The sequence below is a fragment of the Priestia endophytica DSM 13796 genome (assembly GCF_900115845.1).
In the GTDB taxonomy this organism is placed as follows: domain Bacteria; phylum Bacillota; class Bacilli; order Bacillales; family Bacillaceae_H; genus Bacillus_I; species Bacillus_I endophytica.
In genome coordinates, this window is sequence record NZ_FOXX01000026.1 from 12,771 (window position 1) to 37,167 (window position 24,397).

At 36.7% G+C, this 24,397-nt stretch carries 24 protein-coding genes, 2 pseudogenes and 1 riboswitch; of the genes and pseudogenes, 22 read left to right on the forward strand and 4 right to left on the reverse strand.

The window, feature by feature from the left end; translation table 11 throughout:
- Positions 1-286 precede the first annotated feature (286 nt).
- The 20 genes and pseudogenes from BM012_RS24450 (at position 287) to BM012_RS24545 (ending at position 20,927) form a co-directional block, all read left to right on the forward strand.
- A complete protein-coding gene (locus BM012_RS24450) occupies positions 287-1,063 on the forward strand; it encodes a DeoR/GlpR family DNA-binding transcription regulator (protein ID WP_061803964.1) in 777 nt (258 codons plus the stop codon).
- 93 nt (positions 1,064-1,156) lie between these two features.
- The gene (locus tag BM012_RS24455) at positions 1,157-1,909 is read left to right on the forward strand and encodes an ABC transporter ATP-binding protein (protein WP_061803963.1); all 753 of its coding nucleotides are present in this window, start codon (positions 1,157-1,159) and stop codon (positions 1,907-1,909) included.
- Complete coding sequence (locus BM012_RS24460) at positions 1,902-3,521, forward strand: ABC transporter permease subunit (RefSeq protein WP_061803962.1); 1,620 nt, start codon at positions 1,902-1,904, stop codon at positions 3,519-3,521. The genes BM012_RS24455 and BM012_RS24460 overlap by 8 nt, the downstream gene beginning before the upstream one ends.
- A gap of 18 nt (positions 3,522-3,539) precedes the next feature.
- Positions 3,540-4,526 (forward strand): extracellular solute-binding protein, encoded by a 987-nt coding sequence (locus tag BM012_RS24465; protein ID WP_208608089.1) that lies wholly within the window; start codon positions 3,540-3,542, stop codon positions 4,524-4,526.
- A 15-nt stretch (positions 4,527-4,541) separates the two neighbouring features.
- Positions 4,542-5,633: a 2-aminoethylphosphonate--pyruvate transaminase gene (phnW, locus tag BM012_RS24470; RefSeq protein WP_061803961.1), complete on the forward strand. Its 1,092-nt coding sequence runs from the start codon at positions 4,542-4,544 to the stop codon at positions 5,631-5,633.
- The gene (gene phnX, locus BM012_RS24475; RefSeq protein WP_061803960.1) at positions 5,633-6,451 is read left to right on the forward strand and encodes a phosphonoacetaldehyde hydrolase; all 819 of its coding nucleotides are present in this window, start codon (positions 5,633-5,635) and stop codon (positions 6,449-6,451) included. The genes phnW and phnX overlap by 1 nt, the downstream gene beginning before the upstream one ends.
- A 361-nt stretch (positions 6,452-6,812) precedes the next feature.
- A complete protein-coding gene (locus tag BM012_RS24480) occupies positions 6,813-7,784 on the forward strand; it encodes a sugar phosphate isomerase/epimerase family protein (protein WP_061803959.1) in 972 nt (323 codons plus the stop codon).
- Positions 7,785-7,836: 52 nt separating this feature from the next.
- Entirely contained in the window at positions 7,837-9,249 is a 1,413-nt protein-coding gene (locus BM012_RS24485) for a sugar porter family MFS transporter (RefSeq protein ID WP_061803958.1), read from the forward strand.
- A gap of 56 nt (positions 9,250-9,305) precedes the next feature.
- Complete coding sequence (locus tag BM012_RS24490) at positions 9,306-10,169, forward strand: AraC family transcriptional regulator (RefSeq protein WP_061803957.1); 864 nt, start codon at positions 9,306-9,308, stop codon at positions 10,167-10,169.
- A 164-nt stretch (positions 10,170-10,333) separates the two neighbouring features.
- Positions 10,334-11,536, forward strand: coding sequence for a Gfo/Idh/MocA family protein (locus BM012_RS24495; RefSeq protein ID WP_061803956.1), 1,203 nt, complete (start codon positions 10,334-10,336; stop codon positions 11,534-11,536).
- Positions 11,537-11,716: 180 nt separating this feature from the next.
- A complete protein-coding gene (locus BM012_RS24500; RefSeq protein WP_061803955.1) occupies positions 11,717-12,706 on the forward strand; it encodes a LacI family DNA-binding transcriptional regulator in 990 nt (329 codons plus the stop codon).
- Positions 12,699-13,577, forward strand: coding sequence for a ribokinase (gene rbsK, locus BM012_RS24505; protein ID WP_061803954.1), 879 nt, complete (start codon positions 12,699-12,701; stop codon positions 13,575-13,577). Before BM012_RS24500 ends, rbsK begins: the two co-directional genes overlap by 8 nt.
- The gene (gene rbsD, locus BM012_RS24510) at positions 13,574-13,969 is read left to right on the forward strand and encodes a D-ribose pyranase (protein WP_061803953.1); all 396 of its coding nucleotides are present in this window, start codon (positions 13,574-13,576) and stop codon (positions 13,967-13,969) included. Before rbsK ends, rbsD begins: the two co-directional genes overlap by 4 nt.
- A 15-nt stretch (positions 13,970-13,984) precedes the next feature.
- Positions 13,985-15,466 (forward strand): sugar ABC transporter ATP-binding protein, encoded by a 1,482-nt coding sequence (locus BM012_RS24515; RefSeq protein ID WP_061803952.1) that lies wholly within the window; start codon positions 13,985-13,987, stop codon positions 15,464-15,466.
- Between the two features lies 1 nt (position 15,467).
- Entirely contained in the window at positions 15,468-16,424 is a 957-nt protein-coding gene (rbsC, locus tag BM012_RS24520; protein WP_061803951.1) for a ribose ABC transporter permease RbsC, read from the forward strand.
- 36 nt (positions 16,425-16,460) lie between these two features.
- Positions 16,461-17,354, forward strand: coding sequence for a ribose ABC transporter substrate-binding protein RbsB (rbsB, locus tag BM012_RS24525; protein ID WP_407719643.1), 894 nt, complete (start codon positions 16,461-16,463; stop codon positions 17,352-17,354).
- A gap of 89 nt (positions 17,355-17,443) precedes the next feature.
- Positions 17,444-17,542: riboswitch (TPP riboswitch) on the forward strand.
- Between the two features lie 109 nt (positions 17,543-17,651).
- Positions 17,652-18,413 (forward strand): 3-oxoacyl-ACP reductase, encoded by a 762-nt coding sequence (locus BM012_RS24530; RefSeq protein WP_061803949.1) that lies wholly within the window; start codon positions 17,652-17,654, stop codon positions 18,411-18,413.
- A 91-nt stretch (positions 18,414-18,504) separates the two neighbouring features.
- A pseudogene (locus tag BM012_RS24535) lies at positions 18,505-19,033 on the forward strand (cupin domain-containing protein).
- Positions 19,034-19,254: 221 nt separating this feature from the next.
- Positions 19,255-19,423 (forward strand): annotated as a pseudogene (locus BM012_RS26210) (hypothetical protein); the annotation flags it as partial.
- Positions 19,424-19,574: 151 nt separating this feature from the next.
- Positions 19,575-20,927: an MFS transporter gene (locus BM012_RS24545; protein WP_061803948.1), complete on the forward strand. Its 1,353-nt coding sequence runs from the start codon at positions 19,575-19,577 to the stop codon at positions 20,925-20,927.
- A 117-nt stretch (positions 20,928-21,044) separates the two neighbouring features.
- On the opposite strand, the gene BM012_RS24550 is transcribed toward BM012_RS24545, so the two are convergent.
- The 3 genes from BM012_RS24550 to BM012_RS24560 all read right to left on the reverse strand — a co-directional run bounded on the left by BM012_RS24550 (position 21,045) and on the right by BM012_RS24560 (position 23,110).
- Positions 21,045-21,986 carry an IS3 family transposase gene (locus BM012_RS24550; RefSeq protein ID WP_139210451.1) on the reverse strand — a complete coding sequence of 314 codons (942 nt, stop codon included), beginning with the start codon at positions 21,984-21,986 and terminating at the stop codon, positions 21,045-21,047.
- The gene (locus BM012_RS24555; RefSeq protein WP_061803947.1) at positions 21,908-22,237 is read right to left on the reverse strand and encodes a transposase; all 330 of its coding nucleotides are present in this window, start codon (positions 22,235-22,237) and stop codon (positions 21,908-21,910) included. The genes BM012_RS24550 and BM012_RS24555 overlap by 79 nt, the downstream gene beginning before the upstream one ends.
- 162 nt (positions 22,238-22,399) lie before the next feature.
- Positions 22,400-23,110 (reverse strand): FadR/GntR family transcriptional regulator, encoded by a 711-nt coding sequence (locus BM012_RS24560; protein WP_061803978.1) that lies wholly within the window; start codon positions 23,108-23,110, stop codon positions 22,400-22,402.
- Between the two features lie 231 nt (positions 23,111-23,341).
- Here BM012_RS24560 and BM012_RS26215 point away from each other — a divergent pair, with 231 nt between their 5' ends.
- Complete coding sequence (locus BM012_RS26215; protein ID WP_113715517.1) at positions 23,342-23,470, forward strand: GapA-binding peptide SR1P; 129 nt, start codon at positions 23,342-23,344, stop codon at positions 23,468-23,470.
- A gap of 124 nt (positions 23,471-23,594) precedes the next feature.
- Positions 23,595-24,047 (forward strand): ribose 5-phosphate isomerase B, encoded by a 453-nt coding sequence (rpiB, locus tag BM012_RS24565; protein WP_061803946.1) that lies wholly within the window; start codon positions 23,595-23,597, stop codon positions 24,045-24,047.
- Positions 24,048-24,110: 63 nt separating this feature from the next.
- Here rpiB and BM012_RS24570 read toward each other — a convergent pair.
- The coding region (locus tag BM012_RS24570) for an IS3 family transposase (protein ID WP_139210453.1) at positions 24,111-24,397 on the reverse strand (287 nt) is incomplete at its 5' end.

A 24,397-nucleotide genomic window follows, 5' to 3' on the forward strand; every position in this document is an offset into this window, starting at 1 on the left:
AGTTTAATTAACTTTTGAGCAGCTTTTTTTATTAATCAACCTAATATTGTTCCAATAAAAAAATCTTCCTATATTGCTTATTTTATTTAAGTTGTTAACCAAGAGTATCAACAGATGGAATAAATTTATAAATATTCAATTTGCAAGCAATATCCCAAACCTATATAATAAAAACCAACTAACATCACAAAAAACCACAAAATATCAATAAACTATTAACAATGCATTAATAATCACTTTACAATCATTTTTTATAATTTGAGTAGAAAGCAAAGGAGAATGAATGATGTCTTTATTAGCAGAAGAAAGAAAGAAGAGAATTATAGAGATAGTGAATAATGAAGGACAGGTGAAGGTAAATGATCTTGCAAAGATTTTTAAAGTATCAACAGAAACTATCCGTCGTCATTTAGAAGAATTAGAAAGTGAACAAAAAATTAGAAAAGTTCATGGTGGAGCAGTAAGAGTTGAAGAAGCTTCTAATGAGTTGTCTATGTTTAAGAGAAGAATCCTCCATATCGATCAAAAAATTATCATTGGTCTAAAAGCTGCATCTTTTGTGGAAGATGGAGAAGTTATTTTTATTGATGAAGGAAGTACGACGTTACAAATGGCATCTTCTATCAAAAGAAAGAAAGATGTGACTGTTATTACAAACTCGTTTCCTTTTGCAGCGAAGTTAATGGAATATGAGGATGATGAACATCCATTTAAAGGAGAAATAATTTTTCTTGGAGGGCATGTAAAAGGTGATCATTTTCGTACTTCTGGTTCCTTAGCAGAGAGAATGGCCAAGGAGCTCTTTGTAGATAAAGCATTTATTTCTATTGATGGGCTTGATCATCGGGCAGGTATCACAAGTTATGATTTAGACAAATGTATGCTTTCTAATATCTTTATAGCTAATGCTAAAGAGTCTTATATCTTAAGCGACTCTTCAAAGATTGGTAATATTGCTAATTACAAAATACAAGATCTGAGTGAAGTGAACTACATTATTACGAATGTGCCAAATGTTCAAGACTTTGGAATAAATGATTCTAAGTGGATTCAAGCTGATTAGGAGAACAGAATTGAGAGCATTTCAGCTCAATTACCTCCTAAAGCATTTATAACTAACTATGTACGTTTAACTTTACAGATGGAGGTGAGTTGTTTGCTAAAGCTAGAGAAAATTAGTAAACAGTATGATAACAAGGTAGTGCTTGATAACATTAGTTTGGAAATTAATAAAGGTGAAATTGTTTCGTTACTTGGGCAAAGTGGAAGCGGGAAAACAACGTTATTAAATATTATTTTAGGTCTAATTAAAATGGACAAAGGAAGAATTATTTTTGACAACGAAGATTTGACGAATGTAAAGATGAGGGATCGAGGATTTAATATTGTATTTCAAGATTATGCCCTTTTTCCTCATTTGAATGCCTATGAAAACATTGTATATGGGTTGAAGAATAAACGAGGATTAGTGACGGAAGAAGAATTAAAAGAGTATATCAATTTCCTTAAACTAAAGCCTCATCTGAATAAAAAAATCAGTGAATTATCTGGAGGTCAAAAACAGAGAGTGGCACTAGCTAGAACTTTAGTGATGAAGCCAAAACTTCTTCTCCTTGATGAACCATTAAGTGCCCTTGATGGGGTTATTAAGGAATCGATTAAAGAAAGAATTAAATCAATCGCAAAGGAATTTCAGCTTACAACTATTATTGTAACCCACGATCCAGAAGAAGCATTAACTTTATCTGATAAGATTCTTATTATTAATCAAGGGAATGTCTCTCAATTTGGGACACCCCATGAAATTATTCATCATCCAAAGAATGAATTTGTGAAAGGATTTATATTAAAACAATTACAGATTAAAAGACAAAATATCTTTCATTTATTTGGTGAGCAATATGCTTAATGTACGTGCAGAAATGAGAGTGATATATGGGATAATCTTAATGATTTTCTTCTTGTTCCTGGTATTACCGCTTGGGATACTTGTTGTACGTTCTTTCGAAGGCAGTCAAGGGTTTGACATATATAATTACGTAAACATTCTATCTAATAGTGAACTAATGACAGCTTTTGCAAACAGTATCAAGATTTCTAGTATTACAGCAGCTATTACAACTATCCTTGCTTTTTTAATAGCGTACGCGTTTCATTTTACTAATATCTTTAAGCCTTTAAAAAGTGCGATAAAAATAGGAATTTTAATTCCAATGTTGTTGCCGACCATTACATATGGGTTTGCCATTATGTACTCTTTTGGTAATCAAGGCCTTATTACACAAATGTTAGGAGAACCCTTATTTAATATCTATGGATTTAATGGGTTGCTGTTAGGATACGTTATTTACACATTGCCTTCAGCATTTCTCTTAATTAATAACTCATTTTCGTATATTGATAAGAAGTTTATGATTGTTAGTACATTAATGATGGATAGTTCAATGAGAAGTTTTTACAATACGATTTTAAGACCAATGCTTGGTACACTAGGGGGCGCATTTGTTCTTTCTTTTATCTTAAGTTTTACGGATTACGGAATTCCAGCTTCACTTGGAGGAACATATTCTGTTGTAGCAACTCAACTATATCAAGTCATGTTAGGAACGATCCCAAACTTTAGTGATGGGGCAGTTATTGCTGTATTTATGCTTTTACCAGCATTATTCGCTATTATTTTGCTCAAGTACTTAGAGCGTTTCAATTTTCACTACGATAAATTTACTCCTATTGATATTATTCAAAATCGAGTTCGAGATAGTGTACTAGGATTCATATCTATTGGGGTAGTAGTGGGGATGTTTTCTATCTTTCTCGTCATGTTTATTGCACCATTTTTAACGAACTTCCCTTACAATTTAACATTTACATTTCAGCATTTTGTTAATGTATTTACAACGAGTGGTTTAAGCATAGTTTATAAAAATTCCATCATTGTTGCCATTTTCACAACGGTTATAGGGATTGTAATTGCCTATTGCTCAGCGATTTTGAATACGAGGACAAGCTTAAAAGGACGAGGGACCTTTGATCTTGTATCCATGATTACAAATACACTACCTGGTATGGTACTTGGTCTTTCTTATCTCCTATTATTCAATGAAAGTAGCCTAAAAGGAACTTTTGTTATCATAATATTCTGTAATATTGTTCACTATTTTACGACGCCTTATTTAATGGCAAAAAACTCTCTGTCTAAAATGAATCCTACATGGGAGACAACAGGTGGTTTGCTTGGTGATAGCTGGTTTAAAACGATTTATCGTGTTATTCTGCCGAACTCGGCCTCCACTGTTACCGAGATGTTCAGCTACTATTTTATTAATTCTATGGTAACAGTAAGCGGAATTATCTTTCTAGTATCTGCACAAACATCTCTTGTATCAAGTGAAATTAAGGAACTCCAGCACTTTGCTAAGTTCAACGAGATTTTCGTACTATCTTTACTTATATTTTGTACAAACATTGTAGTTAAACTCATTTGTGATGTTATACAGAAGAGGCAATTTCAAAAAACTTAATGAAGTGAGGGACAATAAATGAGGATGAAGAAAAGGCTACTCATGGTATTAATTGGACTTGTTGTCATCATGGCAGGATGTGGAGCCAAATCAGCGAATAGTGGCGATGACAAAGTTGTGATTTACTCCAATGGAGATGAAGAAGCAATAACAGCAATGGAGAAATCGTTAAAAGATGCTGGGTATGAAGGGAAATATATCATCCAATCTCTTGGTACATCTGAATTAGGAGGAAAACTAGTCGCTGAAGGAGATCAAATAGAGGCTGACTTAGTTACCATGAGTTCTTATTTTCTAGAAAGTGCCGAAAAGCAGCATTCAATGTTTAAAGATTTAGCATTTGAAACAAAAACAATTGATAAGTATCCAGCTTTTTATACTCCCATCTTAGCTAATACAGGTGCTGTATTTTTTAATACAGAAATGATGAAACAAAAAGGGTTGGATATACCAAAGTCTATTAAAGATTTAGCAAGTCCGGAATATAAGGGATTGGTCTCTATTCCTAATATTATGGATTCCTCTACAGGATGGATGTTGATCCAAGCCATCATCAGTGAGTATGGGGAAGAAGAAGGAAAGAAAGTAATGGCAGGAATTATCAAGAATGTAGAGCCACATTTAGAAAGCTCTGGTTCCAGTTCGATTAAAAAGGTACAAGCTGGAGAAGTTGCTGTAGGATTTGGTCTTCGTCATCAGGCAGTCGAAGTGAAGCAGTCAGGAGCACCTATAGATTTCATTGACCCTGTTGAAGGGAATTTCTCTAATACAGAATCATTAGCGGTAATCAATAAAAAAGATAAGAAGACAGAACTGGCAATGGATATGGCAAAGGTTATTGTAGAAGATGCAAGAGCTGAGCTTATTAACTATTACCCTGTTCCTTTGTATGAAGGAGAGACCGTAGATGAAGAAAATAAAGCTGCCAATAATAAAGTGTTTAAAGAACCAATGACAGTTGAGCTTCTCGAAAAACATCAAGCATTTTTTAATTCTGCAAAATAAAAGGGGACGAGCATTATGAAACAATATAAACTTTTAACTCCGGGACCGTTGACGACAACAGAAACCGTGAAAAAAGAGATGCTTTTTGATCGTTGTACTTGGGATGATGATTACAAAATTATCACTCAGAAAATTAGAAGAGAACTTTTGGAGCTAGCTTATGCAACAAGTGAAGACTATACCGTTGTATTAATGCAAGGGAGTGGCTCTTTCACAGTAGAATCAGTTATGACAACGGCATTAACGAAACAGGACAAGGTACTAATCGTTACGAATGGAGCGTATGGGGAGCGTATTGTCAAAATGGCAACATATCTGGGCCTGAATTTCGTGGAATTGGCAACGAAATATAATGAACATCCAGATGAGCAGAAAATTAGAGATCTACTGGAAGAAGATAAGAGCTTCACTCATATTGTTATGGTTCATTGTGAAACAACAACCGGCATTTTAAATCCAATTGAGATGATTTCACGTTTGGCAAAAGATTTTAATAAAAAGCTTATTATTGATGCAATGAGTAGCTTTGGAGGTATGGATATTAATGTTCCTGCATTAGGTATTGACTTTTTGATCAGTAGTGCAAATAAGTGTATTCAAGGAGTTCCAGGGTTTGGGTTTGTGATAGCTAAGATCGAGAGTTTAGAAATTTGTGAGGGGAATTCTAGGAGTTTATCGCTAGATTTATATGATCAGTGGAGAGAAATGAATAAGGATGGAAAATGGAGATTCACTTCCCCTACTCATGTTGTGGCAGCCTTCTCTAAGGCCATAGATGAGCTTATAGAAGAAGGTGGCATTTCTGCGCGTTATAATCGATATGTCAACAATAATAAGCTTCTTTGTAAAAGAATGAAGGAGATGGGATTTGGATCGTACATTGGGGAAGACAAGCAGTCTCCTATTATTACCTCATTCTTATATCCAAACGAACAATTTAGTTTTGAACCTTTTTATATGTACATGAAGGAAAGAGGATTTGTCATTTATCCGGGCAAGTTAACAGACATAGATACATTTAGAATTGGTAACATCGGTGAAGTTTATGAAGAGGATATCCACCAGCTATGTAATATTATAAATGAATTCATGGGAGTGAAGGCGTAATGGGTAAAGTAGAGGGTGTTATTTTTGATTGGGCAGGAACAACTGTAGATTTTGGATGCTTTGCACCAGTAAATGTATTTGTAGATATTTTCAAGCAAGCTGGAATCAGTGTTACAATAGCTGAAGCGCGTAAGCCAATGGGAATGCTGAAGATTGATCATATACGGACTATGCTGTCCATGCCGAGAATCTCTAAGCTTTGGAAAGAGCTTTATGGAAGAGTCTTTAATGAAATGGATGTAGAGAATTTATATGAGGAGTTTGAGCCTGCATTACTCCAATCTCTATCTCAATATACAGATCCAATTCCAGAAGTAGTGAACGTCGTAAATGTGCTAAGAGAAAAAGGGCTAAAGGTGGGTTCAACTACTGGATATACAAATAAAATGATGGATGTAGTTGTGCCTAATGCTTTAAAAAAAGGATACGGACCTGACTTCTATATTACAGCTGATGAAACAAATTCCTATGGAAGACCTTATCCGTATATGATTTTTAGAAACATGGAAAAATTAAAAATTTCATCAGTTCGTCATGTAATAAAAGTTGGAGATACAATTTCAGATATAAAAGAGGGAATCCAGGCAGGAGTGTGGTCGGTTGGTGTAATTGTTGGTAGCTCAGAAATGGGCTTATCTCAAAATGAATTTAATGCTTTGTCTTCTGATGATAAAAAGATAGCTATTAACCAAACAAGACAAGCATTCCTTGATAATGGAGCCGATTTTACAATAGAAACAATGAAAGACCTTCCATTATTAATCGATAAGATTAATGGAATATTATCTAAAGATCAATTGGTAATGGAGCATAAATAAAAAAGAAAGAGTTCGGTAGATGATTTGAGCTCTGTTATTCTTAGAATTTGATTTTTAATATTGATAAGTGATAAAAGAGAGCGGCAATAAGAAAATGTACATTGAGAGGTTATCTATAAGTTCCTTGAACTTTTGGAGAGCCTCTTTTTTCTGCTTTTAAATTTAGGTTTTTGTTCATATAAATTTTATTTCAAAAGACTCGTTATTAAATAAAAAAGTCCTTAAAGTACAATATAAAGGCTTTATTGTACAAATACTTTTTACTTCGTGTTGTTTTATAATAACTTATAGAAACAGTCATTTATCTTTACTTTCAAATGATAACGATTCCACGAATTTATCTTTTAAGGAGGAATAGGGAATGAAAACAGGATTAGTAACAGATATTTTAGGATATACGCCATTTGAAGAAATGCTAGATAAGTGCGTAGAATTAGGAATAGAATCATTAGAGCTTGGGTGTGGAAACTGGTCAAAGGCTCCTCATATCAATGTTGATGAATTATTAGAAAGCGCTGTCAAAAGAGAGCAGTTTATGGATTCCTTAAAGAAAAGAGGGATTGAGATTGCGGCACTCAACTGTTCAGGAAATCAGTTGAATCCATCAGAAGAGGGAGAAATGCATAAAGTAGGTGTCGAAAAAACATTTCAGCTTGCAGGGCTTTTAGGAGTTGAGACTGTTGTGATGATGTCTGGTTGTCCTGGGGGAGGCCCGGATGATAAAACGCCAAACTGGATCACACATCCAATTTTACCTCAGCACTTTGACATGCTTGAATGGCAATGGAATGAGGTAGCCTTCCCGTACTGGGAAAAAGCTGTGAAAACGGCAGAGGGATACGGAGTTAAAAAAATTGCAATTGAAAACTTAGGATATAACCTCGTACATAATGCAGAAACAATGTTTAAGCTTCGTAATGAAGTCGGAAACATGGTAGGCATGAACTTTGATCCTAGCCACTTGTTCTGGATGGGTGGGGATCCTATAACAACAGTTCGAACATTAGGCGATGCTATCTATCATATCCATGCGAAAGATGTTCGATTAGAACGAGGGATTGTTGATGCGCAAGGATTAATTGATATAAAACCAATGGAAAGCTTTGCATCTCGTTCTTGGAATTACGTTGCACTTGGATATGGCCATGATAGTGCATGGTGGAAAGAATTTTTCACAGTTGTAAAAATGACAGGCTATAAGGGACCTATTATTTTAGAGATGGAAGACCTAACAATGGAACCAATCACAGGTGTAAGAAAATCAATGGATATATTAAAAGAAACGTTACCAAGGGAATTTGAAACAAAAGCTAGTGTCTCCGTAACAATATAAGGTTGATAGAGCTCGGCATAGAAAGCAAGAGACTTTAAGAGGAGAGATCAATATGGGTGGAGAGAGGAAACAAAGGTCATTCTTAACTACTATTATTGTTATTTCAACCTTCGGAGGACTTCTTTTTGGTTATGATACAGGCGTTATTAACGGTGCTTTGCCTTTTATGTCTGAAACCCTTGGACTTAATGCATTCACAGAAGGAGTTGTTGCTAGTTCGCTCCTTCTGGGCGCTGCGATAGGAGCTATTGTTGGGGGTAGGCTATCTGATTACATGGGAAGACGAAAGAACATTATCTATCTTGCTGTTTTGTTCTTTGTTGGAACGCTTGGATGTACATTTGCTCCTAATGTGACAGTGATGGTCATCTTTCGTTTCCTATTAGGGCTTGCTGTTGGAGGAGCATCTGTTACGGTTCCCACTTATCTAGCAGAAGTATCGCCTGCAGAGCGAAGAGGAAGAATGGTTACACAAAATGAGTTAATGATCGTAGGCGGACAGCTATTAGCTTTCACTTGTAATGCTGTATTAGGAAACATGATGGCTGATGATGTTAACGTTTGGCGCTATATGCTAGCCATTGCATCCTTACCTGCTGTATTTCTATTCATCGGTATGTTAAGAATGCCTGAAAGTCCACGTTGGCTTATTTCAAAAGGAAAAAATGAAGAAGCTTTAACTGTGCTCCAGAAAATTCGTACAAGAGATCAAGCTCAGATTGAGCTTGATGAAGTTAAGGGGACAGTTTTAAAAGGCAGTAAGCTAAAACAGGCTTCTTTAAAGGACCTATCTATCCCTTGGATACGACGTATTGTATTTTTAGGAATTGGGATTGCGGTTGTTCAGCAGATTACAGGTGTTAACTCGATTATGTATTACGGTACTCAAATTTTAAGGGATTCAGGCTTCGAAACAGAAGCGGCTCTAATTGCCAATATCGCAAATGGTTTAATTTCTGTTATTGCGGTATGTGTCGGGATTTGGATGCTTGGCAAAGTACGACGCAGACCCATGCTTTTAGTGGGCCTTGCTGGAACTACCACTTCTCTTTTACTTATTGGCATATTCTCTAATGTACTCGCTGGAAGTGATATGCTTCCTTATGTGGTTCTATCATTAACAGTGACGTTCCTTGCCTTTATGCAAGGTGCTGTTGCACCAGTAACATGGCTTATGCTAGCTGAGATTTTTCCTTTACGTATAAGAGGGTTAGGAATGGGAATTAGTGTTTTCTGCTTGTGGATCGCTAACTTCTTTATAGGCTTAACATTTCCGCTACTTCTTGAAAAAATAGGCTTATCAACAACCTTCTTCGTTTTTACAGCTCTAGGAGTAATAGCAATTGTATTTGTAAAAGGCTTCTTGCCTGAAACAAAAGGTAAAACGCTAGAAGAGCTGGAGTCTCAATTTCGCTCTCATGGAGACAAATATAGTCAAAAAGAAGCGTCTGAAGAAGTTCTTTAATTCTACACTCGTAGATGCTTTAAAATAGAAATGGATTTACTGAAGGAGGATGCTTAATGAGTTTAGCAACTACTATTCGAACTTTACAACGTGGAGCCAGTTGTTGTGTCGGACGGGAACTTTCTGTCCGTGTACACTATTGGGGAGCTGACAGGAAACATCCTGGTACTCCAATCCATAAGCATTCATTCTTTGAGATTTGCTATGTTGTAGATGGCACTGGTCTTTATTCTGAGAATAATGAGGATTTTCCTCTTGAGAAAGGAACATTTTTTCTTTCACGTCCTCATCACCTTCATAGAATCCATAAAGGAAATAACTTATTTCTCTTTTGGGTTGCCTTTGAAATAGAGAAGGAAAATACCTCAGAAAAACAGCAGCTTCTCTTTGAGAAATTAGCCATTGAAGACAAGATCTATATTCCAAATAGCGATGATAATGCAACCGTTTTGCTGTGGAAGTCGTTAATGCAGCATGCTGAGCAAACATCTTCCGCTGATATTTTAAACACGCTGGGTGTATCCCTTATATTGTCTTTGCAATCTCTATTTTGTGGAATAGAAGATGATCAACGCCCTAAGCCTTCTTACGATAAAGGAAGAAAGATTGTAGAGGAAGCTCAAAGGTTTATCAAAGATAATTTGGACCAGCCTCTTTCACTAAATGATGTAGCATGCTTCTTTCATGTTTCTCCACGCCACTTGTCACGCTTATTTAGTGAGACAGTAGGGATTCCCTACACTTACTATGTACGACATGAAAGGATTAGAGAAGCAACAAAGAAAATTCGCTCAACGAGTCGCTCTATACAATCTATTGCAGATGAGTGTGGATTTACTTCCGTCCATTATTTTTGTCGGGTATTTTTACAAGAGACAAGCATCACTCCTGCTGAATATAGAAGGAGAAATCAAGTCTAGGTAATGGGCTATGTGAGAAGAGGGAGTCTAAAGCATGTCCTTAAAAGACAAAAAATTGACTCCATAATCTAAGGAAGAATGTCAGATTATTCTTATAATTAGAGTGCGTATAGAAAGTTTTGCTTATTTCATTCAATAACTCAACAATGAGAGGAGTTTTTAATATGTTAAATGGTGAAAGAAAGATTTTAAGACCTTTACGCTGGGGAATGGTAGGAGGAGGAAGACTTGGACAAGTTGGATATAAGCATCGTCTTGGAGCTCTAAGGGACAATACAGCTTTTACATTAAAGGCAGGCGCTTTTGATATTGATCCTGAACGTGGAAAAGATTTTGGGATAAATATTGGAGTTGAAGAATCTCGCTGTTATCCAAACTACCAAGCTATGTTTGCTGAGGAGGCTAGACGTGAAGATGGTGTAGAAGTTGTATCAATTGCTACGCCAAACGGAACTCATTATGAGATTACAAAAGCAGCGCTAGAAGCTGGCCTTCACGTTATTTGTGAGAAGCCATTATTCTTTACATCAGAAGAAGGAGAAGAAATTAAACGTCTTGCTGAACAAAAAGGGAAGATTGTCGGTGTGACTTATGGATTCTCTGGAAATCAAATGCTACTTCAAATGCGCTCTATGATTGAACAAGGGAAAATTGGTGATATCCGAATTGTAGATCTCCAGTATACACACGGTTTTAGTTCAACAGAAGATGCGGATAAATTTAGCGATGCACAAAAGTGGAGAGTAGATCCTAAAATAGCAGGACCAACATTTGTATTAGGTGACCTATCAACACACACGTATTATATGTCTCAGTTAATCATGCCGAATATGAAAGTTAAAAAGTTGCTTTGTGACCGACAAAGCTTTATAAACAGCAGAGCGCCATTAGAAGACAATGCATTCGTTTCAATGCACTACGAAAATGGAGCTGTTGGTCGACTTTGGACTTCTTCAGTTAATGCAGGGTGCATGGATGGACATCGGATTCGAATTGTCGGTTCAAAAGCTAGTCTAGAATGGTGGGATAGCAAGCCAGGGGAATTGCGCTATGAAGTACAGGGAGAGCCAGTTCAAACTTTAATTCGTGCTATGCCATACCTTGATGAGCAGTGCAATGCTGATGAGCGTTTGGGAGCTCTTCATACGGAAGGATTATCAGAATCATGGGCAAATATATATTTAAAATTTGCAATAGCGATTGATGCGAAAAATCGTGAGGATGAAGAAACACTAAGAAATTTAGTGTATCCTGATATCGATGCTGGAATTGACGGAATCCGCTGGCTTGAAAATTGTGTCCGTTCAGCAGAAAACGGATCTGTATGGGTGGACTTTGCTGATCGTCCATTATTAGATGTAAATTAAGTGTAGGAAAAAGTATAATTTAGCTGAATGGGAAAGGATTCTCCAAAGTACAAGGAACTTTGGAGAATCCTTTTTCTATTATCTTGATCGCACACAAATAAATTTTATTCTTGTATAATCAATAGGTTCGTGGTATTCTATTTGTGTAAACGGTTACATAAACCTGAAGGAGGGGAGCAAATGGCAACAATTCGAGATGTAGCGAAAGAAGCAGGTGTATCAGTTGCAACTGTATCTCGTGTTCTGAATGAGAATGGATATGTCCATGAAGATACAAGAAAACGAGTGGCAACTGCCATGGAAGAGCTCAATTATAGCCCAAATGAAGTAGCCCGCTCCCTTTATAAAAAGAAGTCAAAGCTGATCGGCTTATTGCTGCCAGACATTACAAACCCATTCTTCCCACAACTAGCACGAGGGATAGAAGATGAAATGCAAAAAGAAGGGTTTCGTTTATTATTTGGAAATAGTGATGAACAGCCTGAAAAAGAACGCGATTATATTCATACCTTTGTTCAAAATAACGTAGTTGGCATTATTTCAGCTACCAATGATAGAAGTGAAACAAATTATAAAGATTTATCGATTCCAGTTGTGTTTCTAGATCAAACGTCGAAAGACTATCCATCAGTTTATGGAGATGGAAGAGAAGGCGGTAGAACAGCAGCTAGGGAAATGGTAAGACGAGGGAGCAGACGAATAACTCTTCTAAAAGGCCCAGCTCATATCCAGCCTGCTCAAGATCGATTTCAAGGGGCGTTAGAATACTTGAGTGAATCAAATGTTGATTTTTATGTGATGGGAACAACATCCTTTGCTTTTGAAGAGGCTAAAAAATGGGCAAAAGAATTGTTTGAAACATACCCAGATACAGACGGAGTCCTTGCCAGTAATGATATTGTGGCAACAGCAGTTTTACATGAAGCCCTTCGTCTTGGAAAGTCTATTCCGAAAGAGGTTCAAATCATTGGGTTTGATGATATTCCGCAGAGCAGCCTGCTTTTTCCGTCTCTATCAACAATGAGACAGCCTGCTTATGAAATGGGCAAAGAAGCTGCTCGTCTCTTAATCAAGTTAATGAGAAAAGAATATGTTGAGCAAAATCATGTTGAAATGCCTGTAACATTTATAGAACGAGAAACGACAAGAGAGGTTGAGGTAAATGAGTGAAATTGTAGTTATTGGAAGTTCATCAATGGACTTAGTTGTAACATCTGCAATACGACCAGGGGCTGGAGAGACCGTTCTTGGAGAATCATTTAAAACAGTACCCGGGGGAAAAGGGGCAAACCAAGCGGTTGCAGCTGCCCGATTAGGAGCAAACGTAACGATGATTGGCTGTGTAGGAGATGACCACTACGGAGAAGAAATCCTAGCTAACTTTAAAGAAAATTATGTTAATATAACTAATGTGAAACCGGTTACAGGTGTGGGGAGTGGAACGGCTCATATTGTATTAGCAGAAGGCGATAATAGTATTGTTGTCGTAAAGGGAGCTAATGATTATATTACACCTGAATATGTGCAGAGCGTGGTTGATGACATTAAGAAAGCTACAATTGTTCTTATTCAACAAGAAATCCCCGAAGAAACAGTAGAATATGTGAGTGAAATTTGTGAGGAGTATAATATACCACTTCTCCTTAATCCAGCGCCAGCTCGCCCGCTTTCTCAAGACGTGATTAACCGCGCCACATATATTACGCCAAATGAACATGAAGCAGCAGTACTATTTAACAATTTAAGTATAGAAGAAGCATTAAAAAAATATCCAAACAAAGTATTTATTACAGAAGGAAAGCAAGGGGCTCGTTACTATGACGGAGAGAAAGAAATCCTTGTTCCGTCCTATACTGTAGAAGCCGTTGATACGACAGGAGCAGGAGATACATTCAATGCAGCACTAGCTGTAGCCTTAGGCGAAGGAAAAAGCATTGAAGAAAGTTTACAATTTGCCAACCGCGCTGCATCCTTATCTGTTACAAAGTTTGGGGCACAAGGTGGTATGCCAACGCGAGAAGAAGTGGAGGAAGCGCTATGAAACGAAAAGGAATATTAAATAGTCATATCTCAAAAGTGCTCGCAGATCTAGGGCATACAGACCTCATTGCTATTGCCGATGCAGGTCTCCCTATTCCAGATCATGTACATCGTATTGATCTAGCACTTACATTAGGTATTCCAAGTTACAGAGATGTAGTGAATGCGATTACGGATGATATGGTCGTTGAAAAAGTGACGATTGCAAGTGAGCTGAGCACTCACAATCGGGATGTTATGCAGTATATGCAAGAGAGATTCACTAACACGGATATTCAAGAAGTTTCTCATGAAGAATTCAAACGTTTAACAAACAACGTCAAAGCCGTTATTCGAACAGGTGAAGTTACTCCGTATGCCAACTGTATTTTACAAGCAGGTGTAATCTTCTAGAAAGAGGTGAGCGTTATGCATATTAAAATGAATGGTATTCATAAAGCATTTGGAACAAACCAAGTGTTGTTAGGGGTGGATTTCGAATTAAAAGAAGGTGAAGTTCACGCTTTGATGGGAGAGAACGGAGCCGGAAAATCGACGATGATGAACATCTTAACTGGTCTTCATAAAGGCGATCAAGGAACCATCTTCATTGATGGAAAAGAAACATATTTTAAGAGCCCAAAAGAAGCGGAGCAGTATGGTATTGCGTTTATTCATCAAGAGTTAAATGTTTGGCCGGATATGACTGTACTTGATAACCTGTTTATTGGAAAAGAACTGAAAACACCATTTGGCTTTTTAAAAACGAAAGAAATGAAATCGCTATCAAAAAAGCAATTTGAAAAACTCTCGGTTACGATTCCACTTGAGCAAGAAGCAGGGCTTTGTTCAGTTGGTCAGCAACAAATGATTGAAATTGCCAAAGCACTGATGACAAATGCAAAAGTCATTATCATGGATGAGCCAACTGCTGCATTAACAGAACGTGAAATTCAGAAGCTTTTTGAAGTAATCAATGCTCTCAAAAAAGAAGGCGTGTCCATTGTCTATATTTCGCACCGAATGGAAGAGATTTTCACCATTTGTGATCGCATTACAGTAATGAGAGATGGTAAAACCGTTGATACAAAGGCAATTCGGGAAACGAACTTTGATGAGGTTGTCCGGAAGATGGTTGGACGTGAATTAACCGATCGTTTTCCAGAACGAGCACCAACACTTGGTGAAAAAGTGTTAGAAGTTCGCAATGCTACAAGAAATGGAGCTTTTCAAAAGGTAAGTTTCTCTGTGAAAGAAGGCGAAATCGTTGGAGTATCAGGATTGATGGGAGCAGGCCGAACCGAGATTATGCGAGCCTTGTTTGGGTTAGATAAATTAGACGATGGTGAGATATTGGTGAACGGTCAGAAAGTATCGATTAGAAATCCATATGAAGCCGTCAAACTAGGCATTGGATTTATTACCGAAGACCGTAAAACAGAAGGACTTATTTTAGATTTTTCGATTCGCGATAACATGGCGCTGCCGAACTTAAAAAGCTTTTCTAAAAAAGGGCTTATTGATGATAAGACAGAGAGTGAATTTGTTGATCTATTAATTAAGCGCTTACAAATTAAAACAGAATCAGGAAAAACAAGTGCGAAAAACCTTTCTGGTGGAAACCAGCAAAAAGTGGTTATTGCCAAATGGGTTGGCATTGGTCCGAAAGTGTTAATTTTAGATGAACCAACGCGAGGAGTCGATGTTGGGGCGAAACGTGAAATTTACCAGTTAATGAATGAACTAACAGACAGAGGAGTTGCCATTATTATGGTCTCGTCTGAGCTTCCTGAAGTGCTTGGCATGAGCGATCGTATCCTCGTTGTTCATGAAGGTAGAATTACAGGTGAATTAATGAAAGAAGAAGCAACACAAGAAAAAATTATGACATTTGCAACAGGAGGGAAGTAACATGAAAACAGCTGTAAACAAAGTGAATCATTTTGATAATTTACTACAAAAGCTTGGACCATTACTCGGATTTATTATTTTAGTTGCGATCGTATCTATTTTAAATCCAAGCTTTTTAGAACCACTGAATCTATTAAATTTACTGCGTCAAGTTGCGATTAATGCGCTTATTGCCTTTGGAATGACATTTGTTATTTTGACAGGCGGGATTGATTTGTCAGTAGGATCGATTTTGGCTCTATCTAGCGCGCTAATTGCTGGAATGATTGTATCAGGCATTGACCCGATTTTAGCTATTTTAATTGGATGTATCTTAGGGGCAATAATGGGAGCGATTAACGGTCTTCTTATTACAAAAGGAAAAATGGCACCATTTATCGCAACGCTTGCAACAATGACAATTTTCCGTGGATTAACGCTTGTCTATACTGATGGAAACCCGATTACAGGTCTTGGTGAAAACTATGCTTTCCAACTATTTGGACGCGGTTATTTCTTAGGTATTCCAGTTCCTGCAATTACGATGATTATCGCATTTGCAGTGCTGTGGGTGATTTTACACAAAACATCATTTGGCCGTAAAACATATGCCATTGGTGGAAATGAAAAAGCAGCTCTTATTTCAGGCATTAAAGTACCACGAGTAAAAGTGATGATTTATGCGCTAGCAGGACTTTTATCAGCTTTAGCTGGAGCAATTTTAACATCTCGTTTAAACTCAGCTCAGCCAACAGCAGGAACTTCTTATGAGTTAGATGCGATTGCGGCTGTTGTATTAGGTGGAACAAGTTTATCGGGTGGCCGTGGTTTAATTGTTGGAACATTGATTGGTGCTTTAATTATTGGAACTTTAAACAATGGCTTGAACTTATTAGGTGTATCATCATTTTTCCAAATGGTTGTAAAAGGTGTTGTTATCTTAATTGCGGTGTTAATTGATCGTAAAAAATCAGCATAGGAGGGGTTCTCATTGAAAAAGGTCTTACTTGTACTCATGTCGTTTTCACTTCTTATTCTAGCGGCTTGTTCATTAGAGCCTCCAGAATGGGCAAAACCAAAGAAAAAAGGAAACTTAGAAGATATTAAAATTGGCTTATCGGTTTCTACGTTAAATAACCCGTTCTTTGTTTCATTAAAAAATGGAGCTGTAAAAGAGGCGAAAAAGCAAGGAATGGACGTTGTGATTGTTGACGCACAGAACGATTCAGCTAAGCAAGTTAACGATGTTGAAGATTTACTACAACAAGGTGTTGATGTTTTACTGATTAACCCAACAGATTCAGCAGCTATTTCAACAGCTGTTCAATCAGCTAACAACATTGGTATTCCTGTTGTTACATTAGATCGTTCAGCAGATAAAGGAAAGGTCGAAACGTTAGTTGCTTCTGACAATGTAAAGGGTGGCGAAATGGCAGCTGATTACATTGTTGAAAAGTTAGGTGAAGGAGCGAAAGTAGCCGAACTGGAAGGAACTCCAGGGGCATCTGCAACACGTGAACGAGGCAAAGGATTTCATAATGTAGCAGATCAAAAGCTTGATGTTGCGGCAAAACAGTCTGCAGATTTTGATCGTACTAAAGGCTTGAATGTTATGGAGAACTTACTGCAAGGAAACTCAGATATTAAAGCGGTATTCGCTCATAATGATGAAATGGCACTAGGAGCTATCCAAGCAATTAACAGCTCAGGGCGAGATGTTCTTGTGGTTGGATTTGATGGAAATGAAGATGCTGTTAATGCTGTAAAAGAAGGGAAGTTGGCGGCAACTGTGGCACAGCAACCAGAATTAATTGGTGAGCTAGCTGTTAAAGCAGCAAGTGATGTTCTAAAAGGCAAGAAAGTTGAAGAGAATATTGCAGCACCGTTGAAGTTAATGACGAAGGAGTAATGAAAAAGCATCATGCGCCCTTTAGGGGAGTATGATGCTTTCAAAATTGTACAAACGTTAGAAACTAAAATATAATAATATCGACAATAAACATTTTACAGGGGAACTCATACGAGTTGAGAAGGTGAAAACCTGACCCTTTGAACCTGAGAGTTAATACTCGCGTAGGGAGTAAAAGTATACAGTTTGTACATGAAGAATGTTCAGCCCTTTTACTTTGGACGAGTAAAGGGGTTTTTTGTATTCACTCTCTCTTTCAAGTTTATTGTAAATACGAGATTGAAAGGAATTTGTTCGATGAAAAACTTCAAAGGAATTGCATTAGTAACAGGAGCAAGTAGAGGATTAGGATCTGAGATTGCAAGAACGTTCGTAGAAAATGGATACGGTGTTGTTGTGAATTATTATCAGAACAAAGAGAGTGCCGAAATGTTAGTAAATGAGTTAGGGAAAGAAAACGCAATTGCACTTTATGCTGATATTACAAATAAACATGATGTTGAAAAGTTAGTGAACCAAACGATTAAGCATTACGGATATATTAATATTATTATCAACAATGCTCTTATAAATTTTAAATTTGATCCAAATGCACAAGAGCCTGTCCATGAGTTAAGCTGGGAGAAATATGTAGAACAGTTTGAAGGATCTGTTCATGGAGCATTGAATACTATTCAAGCAGCGTTACCATATTTGAAAGAAACAGATAATGCGAGGGTTGTGAATATTGGTACAAATTTATTTCAGAATCCCATTGTCCCTTATCATCAATATACAACAGGAAAAGCAGCTCTAGTTGGGTTTACAAGAAACATGGCAAAAGAGCTTGGACAATATGGCATTACGGTCAATATGGTATCAGGTGGTCTTTTACAAACAACAGATGCTAGTGCCCTTACAACAGAGGAAGTGTTCAAGATTGTCGCAAGTAGTTCTGCTTTAAATCGTGTTACCACCCCAAAAGATGTAGCTGAAACAGTGGTATTCTTAGGATCTGACAGAGCTAAAGGAATTACAGGACAAAATATTGTAGTTGATAGTGGCTTAACGATGAACTAAAGATGCACTTAATAAGGGGAATGAAAAACGAAATATGCTGCTAAGATGGCGTATAGGATATTTTATAAGCATATGAAAGGAATGAAGAAAAATGTATGATTCTCCTTATATGTATTCCTATCCTTATTACGTACAACAGCCAGTATTTCAAGTAGCGTCCAGGTCTAATCCATATGAAGCTTATTCCTATTGGTACAGCAGAGAAAAAATTGAGTTAAAAGAGTACGGAAGACAGCCATTTGTAGTGAATATTAATGAAGCCACTAAGCAAAATAAAACATTCCGTACAGCCTTATGGACAGGACGTTCAGGTTACATTAATGAGTATTAAACAAGGAGAAGACATTGGGCTTGAAATTCATCCGAAAACAGATCAATTTTTAAGGGTTGAAGAAGGGCGAGGACTCGTTCAGATGGGAAAAACAAAAAATAACTTATCCTTTCGGAAAAGAGTTTCTGATGATGATATCATTATGGTACCTTCGGGGACATGGCATAATGTCACAAATATAGGGGATAGACCATTGAAGGTTTACTCTATTTATGCACCCCCTGAGCATCCGTTTGGTACGATGCATCGAACGAAAAGAGAGGCGATAGCTGCTGAACGAGAGAATTAATTAGTGTAAATTGCATCTATAAATATAGATTTAAAGGAAAGATAGAGAGAACTATGAAAGAAGGCTGTTTCTTTATTAGAGAAACAGCCTTCTTTTTATAGGGGATTTAAAATTAACAGACTTTTTAAAAAAATATGGACAACAAAAATGATTGCTTGTATACTTGTATTGTAAGTTATTTGTAATACAAGTATACAGGTTGATTTTCTTATAAAATATTTAATATAGGAATTGCAGAACAAAATGTAGCTGAAATTGTGGTAGGACTTGCAACAACAGGTAGAATTCCTTTTATAAGCACTTACACAATCTTTTGTAAGCACTTACGCAGTCTTTGATTTATTTCAAATGGCAGAGCAGATTAGAAAGGAAGTTTGTTACCCTAATTTAGTTGATAGGTAGTAACTCTTGAATTCTATTACCTTCAGCTTTAATGAAAGCGCTTTACAAAATTGAGGATATTTGAAAGTAGGGGGGATAAGGAAGCAAGGTTAAAAGAAAAGGCCAAAAAAGCCAAAAAAGCCTAAAAGGGGGATTTATCTTGAATCAACTTGAATTAGAACGTTCTACAACAAGGAAAGTAACGCTTCGACTAATTCCGTTTCTATTCCTATGTTTTATTATCGCAATACTAGATAGGGTGAATATTGGATTTGCGGCACTACAAATGAATGAAGATCTTGGGTTCTCCAATGCAGTCTTTGGATTAGGAGCGGGAATTTTCTTTATTGGTTATTTTTTATTGGAAGTACCAGGAAGTGCGATGATGACAAAGATTGGGGCAAGAAAATGGATTAGCCGCATTATGGTAACATGGGCGATTATCGCCATTTTCATGGCATTTGTTCAAACTCCTACGCAGTTTTATATTGCTCGTTTCCTTTTAGGGGTGGCGGAAGCTAGTTTCTATCCTTGTATGGTTTACTATTTGAGCGGTTTCTTTCAAACAAAACACCATGCTAAAGCTATTGCAGGATTTATGCTTGCTATTCCAGGAGCAAATGCTATAGGTGCGCCTCTCTCTACGTTTCTATTAGGAATTGACTGGTTGGGTTTAGCAGGGTGGCAATGGCTATTTATTTTAGAAGCTATTCCAGCATTCATTTTAGGTATTATATGTTACTTTTATCTTGATGACAGGCTTGAAGATGTGAACTGGTTAAATCGTAATGAAAAGGAATGGCTGATGAGTGTGATTGCAAAAGAAAGACAGGAAAAAGAAGAAGTAAAGCATTACACTTTTGCGCAAGCTTTAAAAGATCGGGATGTATTGATTTTATCAATTGGATACTTCTGTTGGATGGTGGGCTATTACGGTATTAATATGTTTCTCCCTACCATTTCTCAAGGCTTAGTAGAAGCAACATCCCTAAGTACACAAGGTATGGGGTGGGTACTAGGATTGATGTATACCATTGCCATGGTCGTAATGATTATGGTTGGTAATCACTCTGATAAAAAGAATGAAAGACGTTGGCATGTGGCGATTTGTTTAACAACTAGTGCAGTGGCTATGATTGCGAGTAGCTATGTAGCAAGCACAAGCATTGTCTTATCATTTATCTTTTTAACCATTGCTTTATGTGGAGCATTTGGAGCATACTCTCCATTCTGGGCTATTCCGCCTTCATTTCTAACAGGAGCAGCTGCTGGAGGAGCCATTGCGCTCATTAACAGTGTTGGAAACCTTGGGGGGTTCTTTGGTCCTTATATAGTTGGATACATTAAAGATGTTACAGGTTCTTTTAATACAAGTATGATTTTTCTAGGAGTTAGTTTAGTGATTGGAGCAGCGATTATTCTATTTTTAGTAAAGCAATCAGGTAAAGCAGTTAGTCACAAAGTGGAGGAAGACATTGAACAATCTGATTTAAAGAACTCTATTAATACATGATTTGTAAAAATCTTTGTTGGCTTACTTTATAAAAAGGATATAACGTTCTTCATACAAAAAGGATGCACATAATGGTCTTATCCCCGTCAAGTAGACAATTAATAAAAGGTTCACTTATTAGGCAGCCTTAGCTCTATATTCAGTAGGGCTAAGGTTATTTAATTTTTTTTGAAAACGTTTATTATTATAAAACTTAATATAATTTTTTACTGCTTCTTTAACCTCATTCGAACTCTCAAATGGGTATCGGTAAAAACATTCAGCTTTAAAGTGGCTAAAAAAACTCTCCATACAAGCGTTATCTAAACAATTTCCTTTTCTAGACATGCTTTGCTTAATGTTGTATCTTTTTAATAGCTTGTTATATTTTATTGAGGTGTACTGGAATCCTTGATCGCTATGTAATAGGGGGCCTTTCACATCTCTTTTTTTTATGGCTCCTTTTACTGTATCAGCCACTAGTTTAAGATCATTTCTTTCGCTTATTTTATATGAAATAATCTCATTGTTGTAAAGGTCTAGTATCGTAGATAAATAGAGTTTTATTCCGTTAAATGGTAGATAGGTTATATCAGTTACCCATTTTTCATTTGGGCGTGTAGCTGAAAATTCTCTGTTTAAATCGTTCTCTGAAACGACACATTTTTCTTTTCGTCCAAAGTGTTTCCACTTCTTTTCCCGTATCTTCGCTTGAATTCCATTCGCTTTCATTAAACGATAAATTCTCTTATGATTAACTTTTAAACCATACGTCTTTTTAAGCCAAGTTTGAACTCTTGGGTAACCGTAGCTCCAATTAATATCAGGATCTTGTTGGCATTTAATAATCTTAGTTACGATTGATTGATCATCCAACTCCTTATCTGTTGGGTTATCTTGACGTTTTAGCCATTTGTAATAACCACTTTTTGAAACACCGGCTATTTTACATAAGGTGAGGATCGTAAATTGATCCGTAAGCTCATGAATTATGTTGTATTTTAACGATTTTTCTTTTCTGATATCCTCCCCCTTTTCGCAGCTAAGAGCTTTTTTAAATAGGCGTTCTCTGCTTCTAATCGACTTATTTTTTTTGTATCACTCTCGTGGTCTTTTTTATCTCTAGCTTTCAGTGGGTTACGAGATGTTCCTCTCTTTTCGTCTAACCCTTGAATTCCTTCTCTTTTATAATGAGCTATCCATCTTTGGACAATTGTATATCCAATCTCTAACTCTTTGGAAATTGATCTAATCCCCATATCTTCGTTTTCGTATAAATTAATCGCTTTTAGCTTAATTTCTTTTGTATAGGTTTTTCTAATCTTCCCCATAAAAAATCCCCTCCATAGAAGACAGTACAATCCTTTCTTTTTACTGTCCACTATAAGGGGATAATAACATAAGGTGCATCCTTTTTTGTTGGCTCAAAGAACAAGCGCAGATCTTCAAATTTCTATTTAATAGATGACTTAAACATTTCTTCGTGGAACGGCTTACACTTTCCAGTACCGTTCAAAAAGGTTTTTCATATGAGAAGTCATCACCTCAACTGCTTTCTTCTCATCATGATTTTCAATTGCCTCAATAAGCATTTTATGCTCTTTAAAATTCACTTCTCGATAATCTGGCCGAGTTACTGTACGATCGCGAATAAACTGCCACATTTCTTGTTTTTTCATTGCGTTGCTAATATCCGCCATGAAAGTAATAAACAGATCATTATGAGAAGCCTTTGCAATCCCTTTATGTAGTTTCTCATCTGTTTCAGGCACATAAATCCCCTGTTTTGTTTCTTCTTCCATCATATCAATGGTTTTTCTTAAATCTTCGATATCTTCAGCAGTAGCTCTCATTGCTGCAAGTTTAACAATAAGAGGTTCAATTGTCATTCTCGCTTCCACAATATCTTCAGGAGATACATTCTCTAAAAGAGAAGAAGACTGAGAAGTTCCCGTTGTAACTTTTGTGTTTTTTACGAAAACCCCTTCACCTTGTCTTGAATAAATAATTCCGTTCATTTCAAGTGCACTTAATGCTTGTCTTACAGGTGCACGACTAACACCGAAGTTTGCGCACAGCTCTCGTTCAGAAGGAAGTTTATCTCCAATTTTGAATGTACCGAGTTCGATTTGTGAAAGAATTTGGTCATAAATTTGAATATATAATTTCTTGTTTGATACAGGATTAAAACTGATAAAAATCACTTCTCTCACTATAGATTCATCGTTATCAAAACGTAGTTTTATTATATACTTTTCTGTTTTGAAGGGCAAAAAAATCTCTATTTTTAAAATCTATTAGCTTGCTTTTACTGTAACAAATTTGCTGAGATTCGTACTTAATATTTATATGAAGTTGACTAGTGTAAAAATTAAGATTGTTATTTATTTACATATTCAGCGAGTAAATATACAAATAAGGGAGGAGGAGAGAAAATGGTAACTTTGATTTGTCATACTTGTAATGCAGTTATTGATTATCTGGAGAATGAAAAAGCCCGTTATCTTTATACAGGATGCGAGTGTAGAACGTGTCTTGAACAGGTTGAAGAAAATCATAAATAGTTGTTTGTTATTCTTTGAAAAGGTTTACAAATCAGAAGGGTTACCTTTATTATTAAGGTATAAGTTAAAGGGACTATTAAATCATTAAAACAGATAAAGCCCTGTACAAGTAGGAGTGAAAATCATGAAAATCGTCATTTCCTCTGATCACGGAGGGATAAACATCCGCAAAGAAATCATTTCTTTGCTTGAAGAAATGAACATAGAATATGAAGATATGGGATGCTCATGTGGTACATCTGTTGATTATCCAGACTACGCTCTTCCAGTTGCAGAAAAGGTGTCAAATGGAGAAGCAGACAGAGGGATACTGATTTGTGGGACAGGTATTGGAATGAGTATTGCAGCCAACAAAGTAGAAGGAATCCGCTGTGCTCTTGTTCATGATACATTTAGTGCAAGAGCAACAAGAGAGCATAACGATTCAAACGTGCTTGCAATGGGAGAACGAGTTATTGGTCCAGGACTTGCACGTGATATTGTGAAGGTCTGGTTAGAAACACCTTTTGAAGGTGGAAGACATAAAGTACGAGTGGATAAAATTAGTAACATAGAGAAGGAATATAGTTCGAACTAAAAAAACCCTGTTCCTTAAATAAGGGACTGCCCCCCGTTTTTGAGACAGGGATCAAAACACCATCTAAATAGCCAGTTTTCGGTATTGGACCGGAGACTGGTTATTTAGTTTCGTTTGGATACGGATATTGTTATAATAAGTGATGTAGTCTTCGACAATCTGTTTTACGATGGCGGTCGTAGTACAGGTTAAGTTGTCGAGGTAGAAGGTTTCAGTCTTTAGAGAAGAGTGAAACGATTCAATGGAGGCATTGTCTGCGGGCGTCCCTTTTCGGGACATACTCATAGTCATGCCTCTTTCTTTGACTTGTTTTTGATAAGCATAAGAAGTATACACAGATCCTTGGTCAC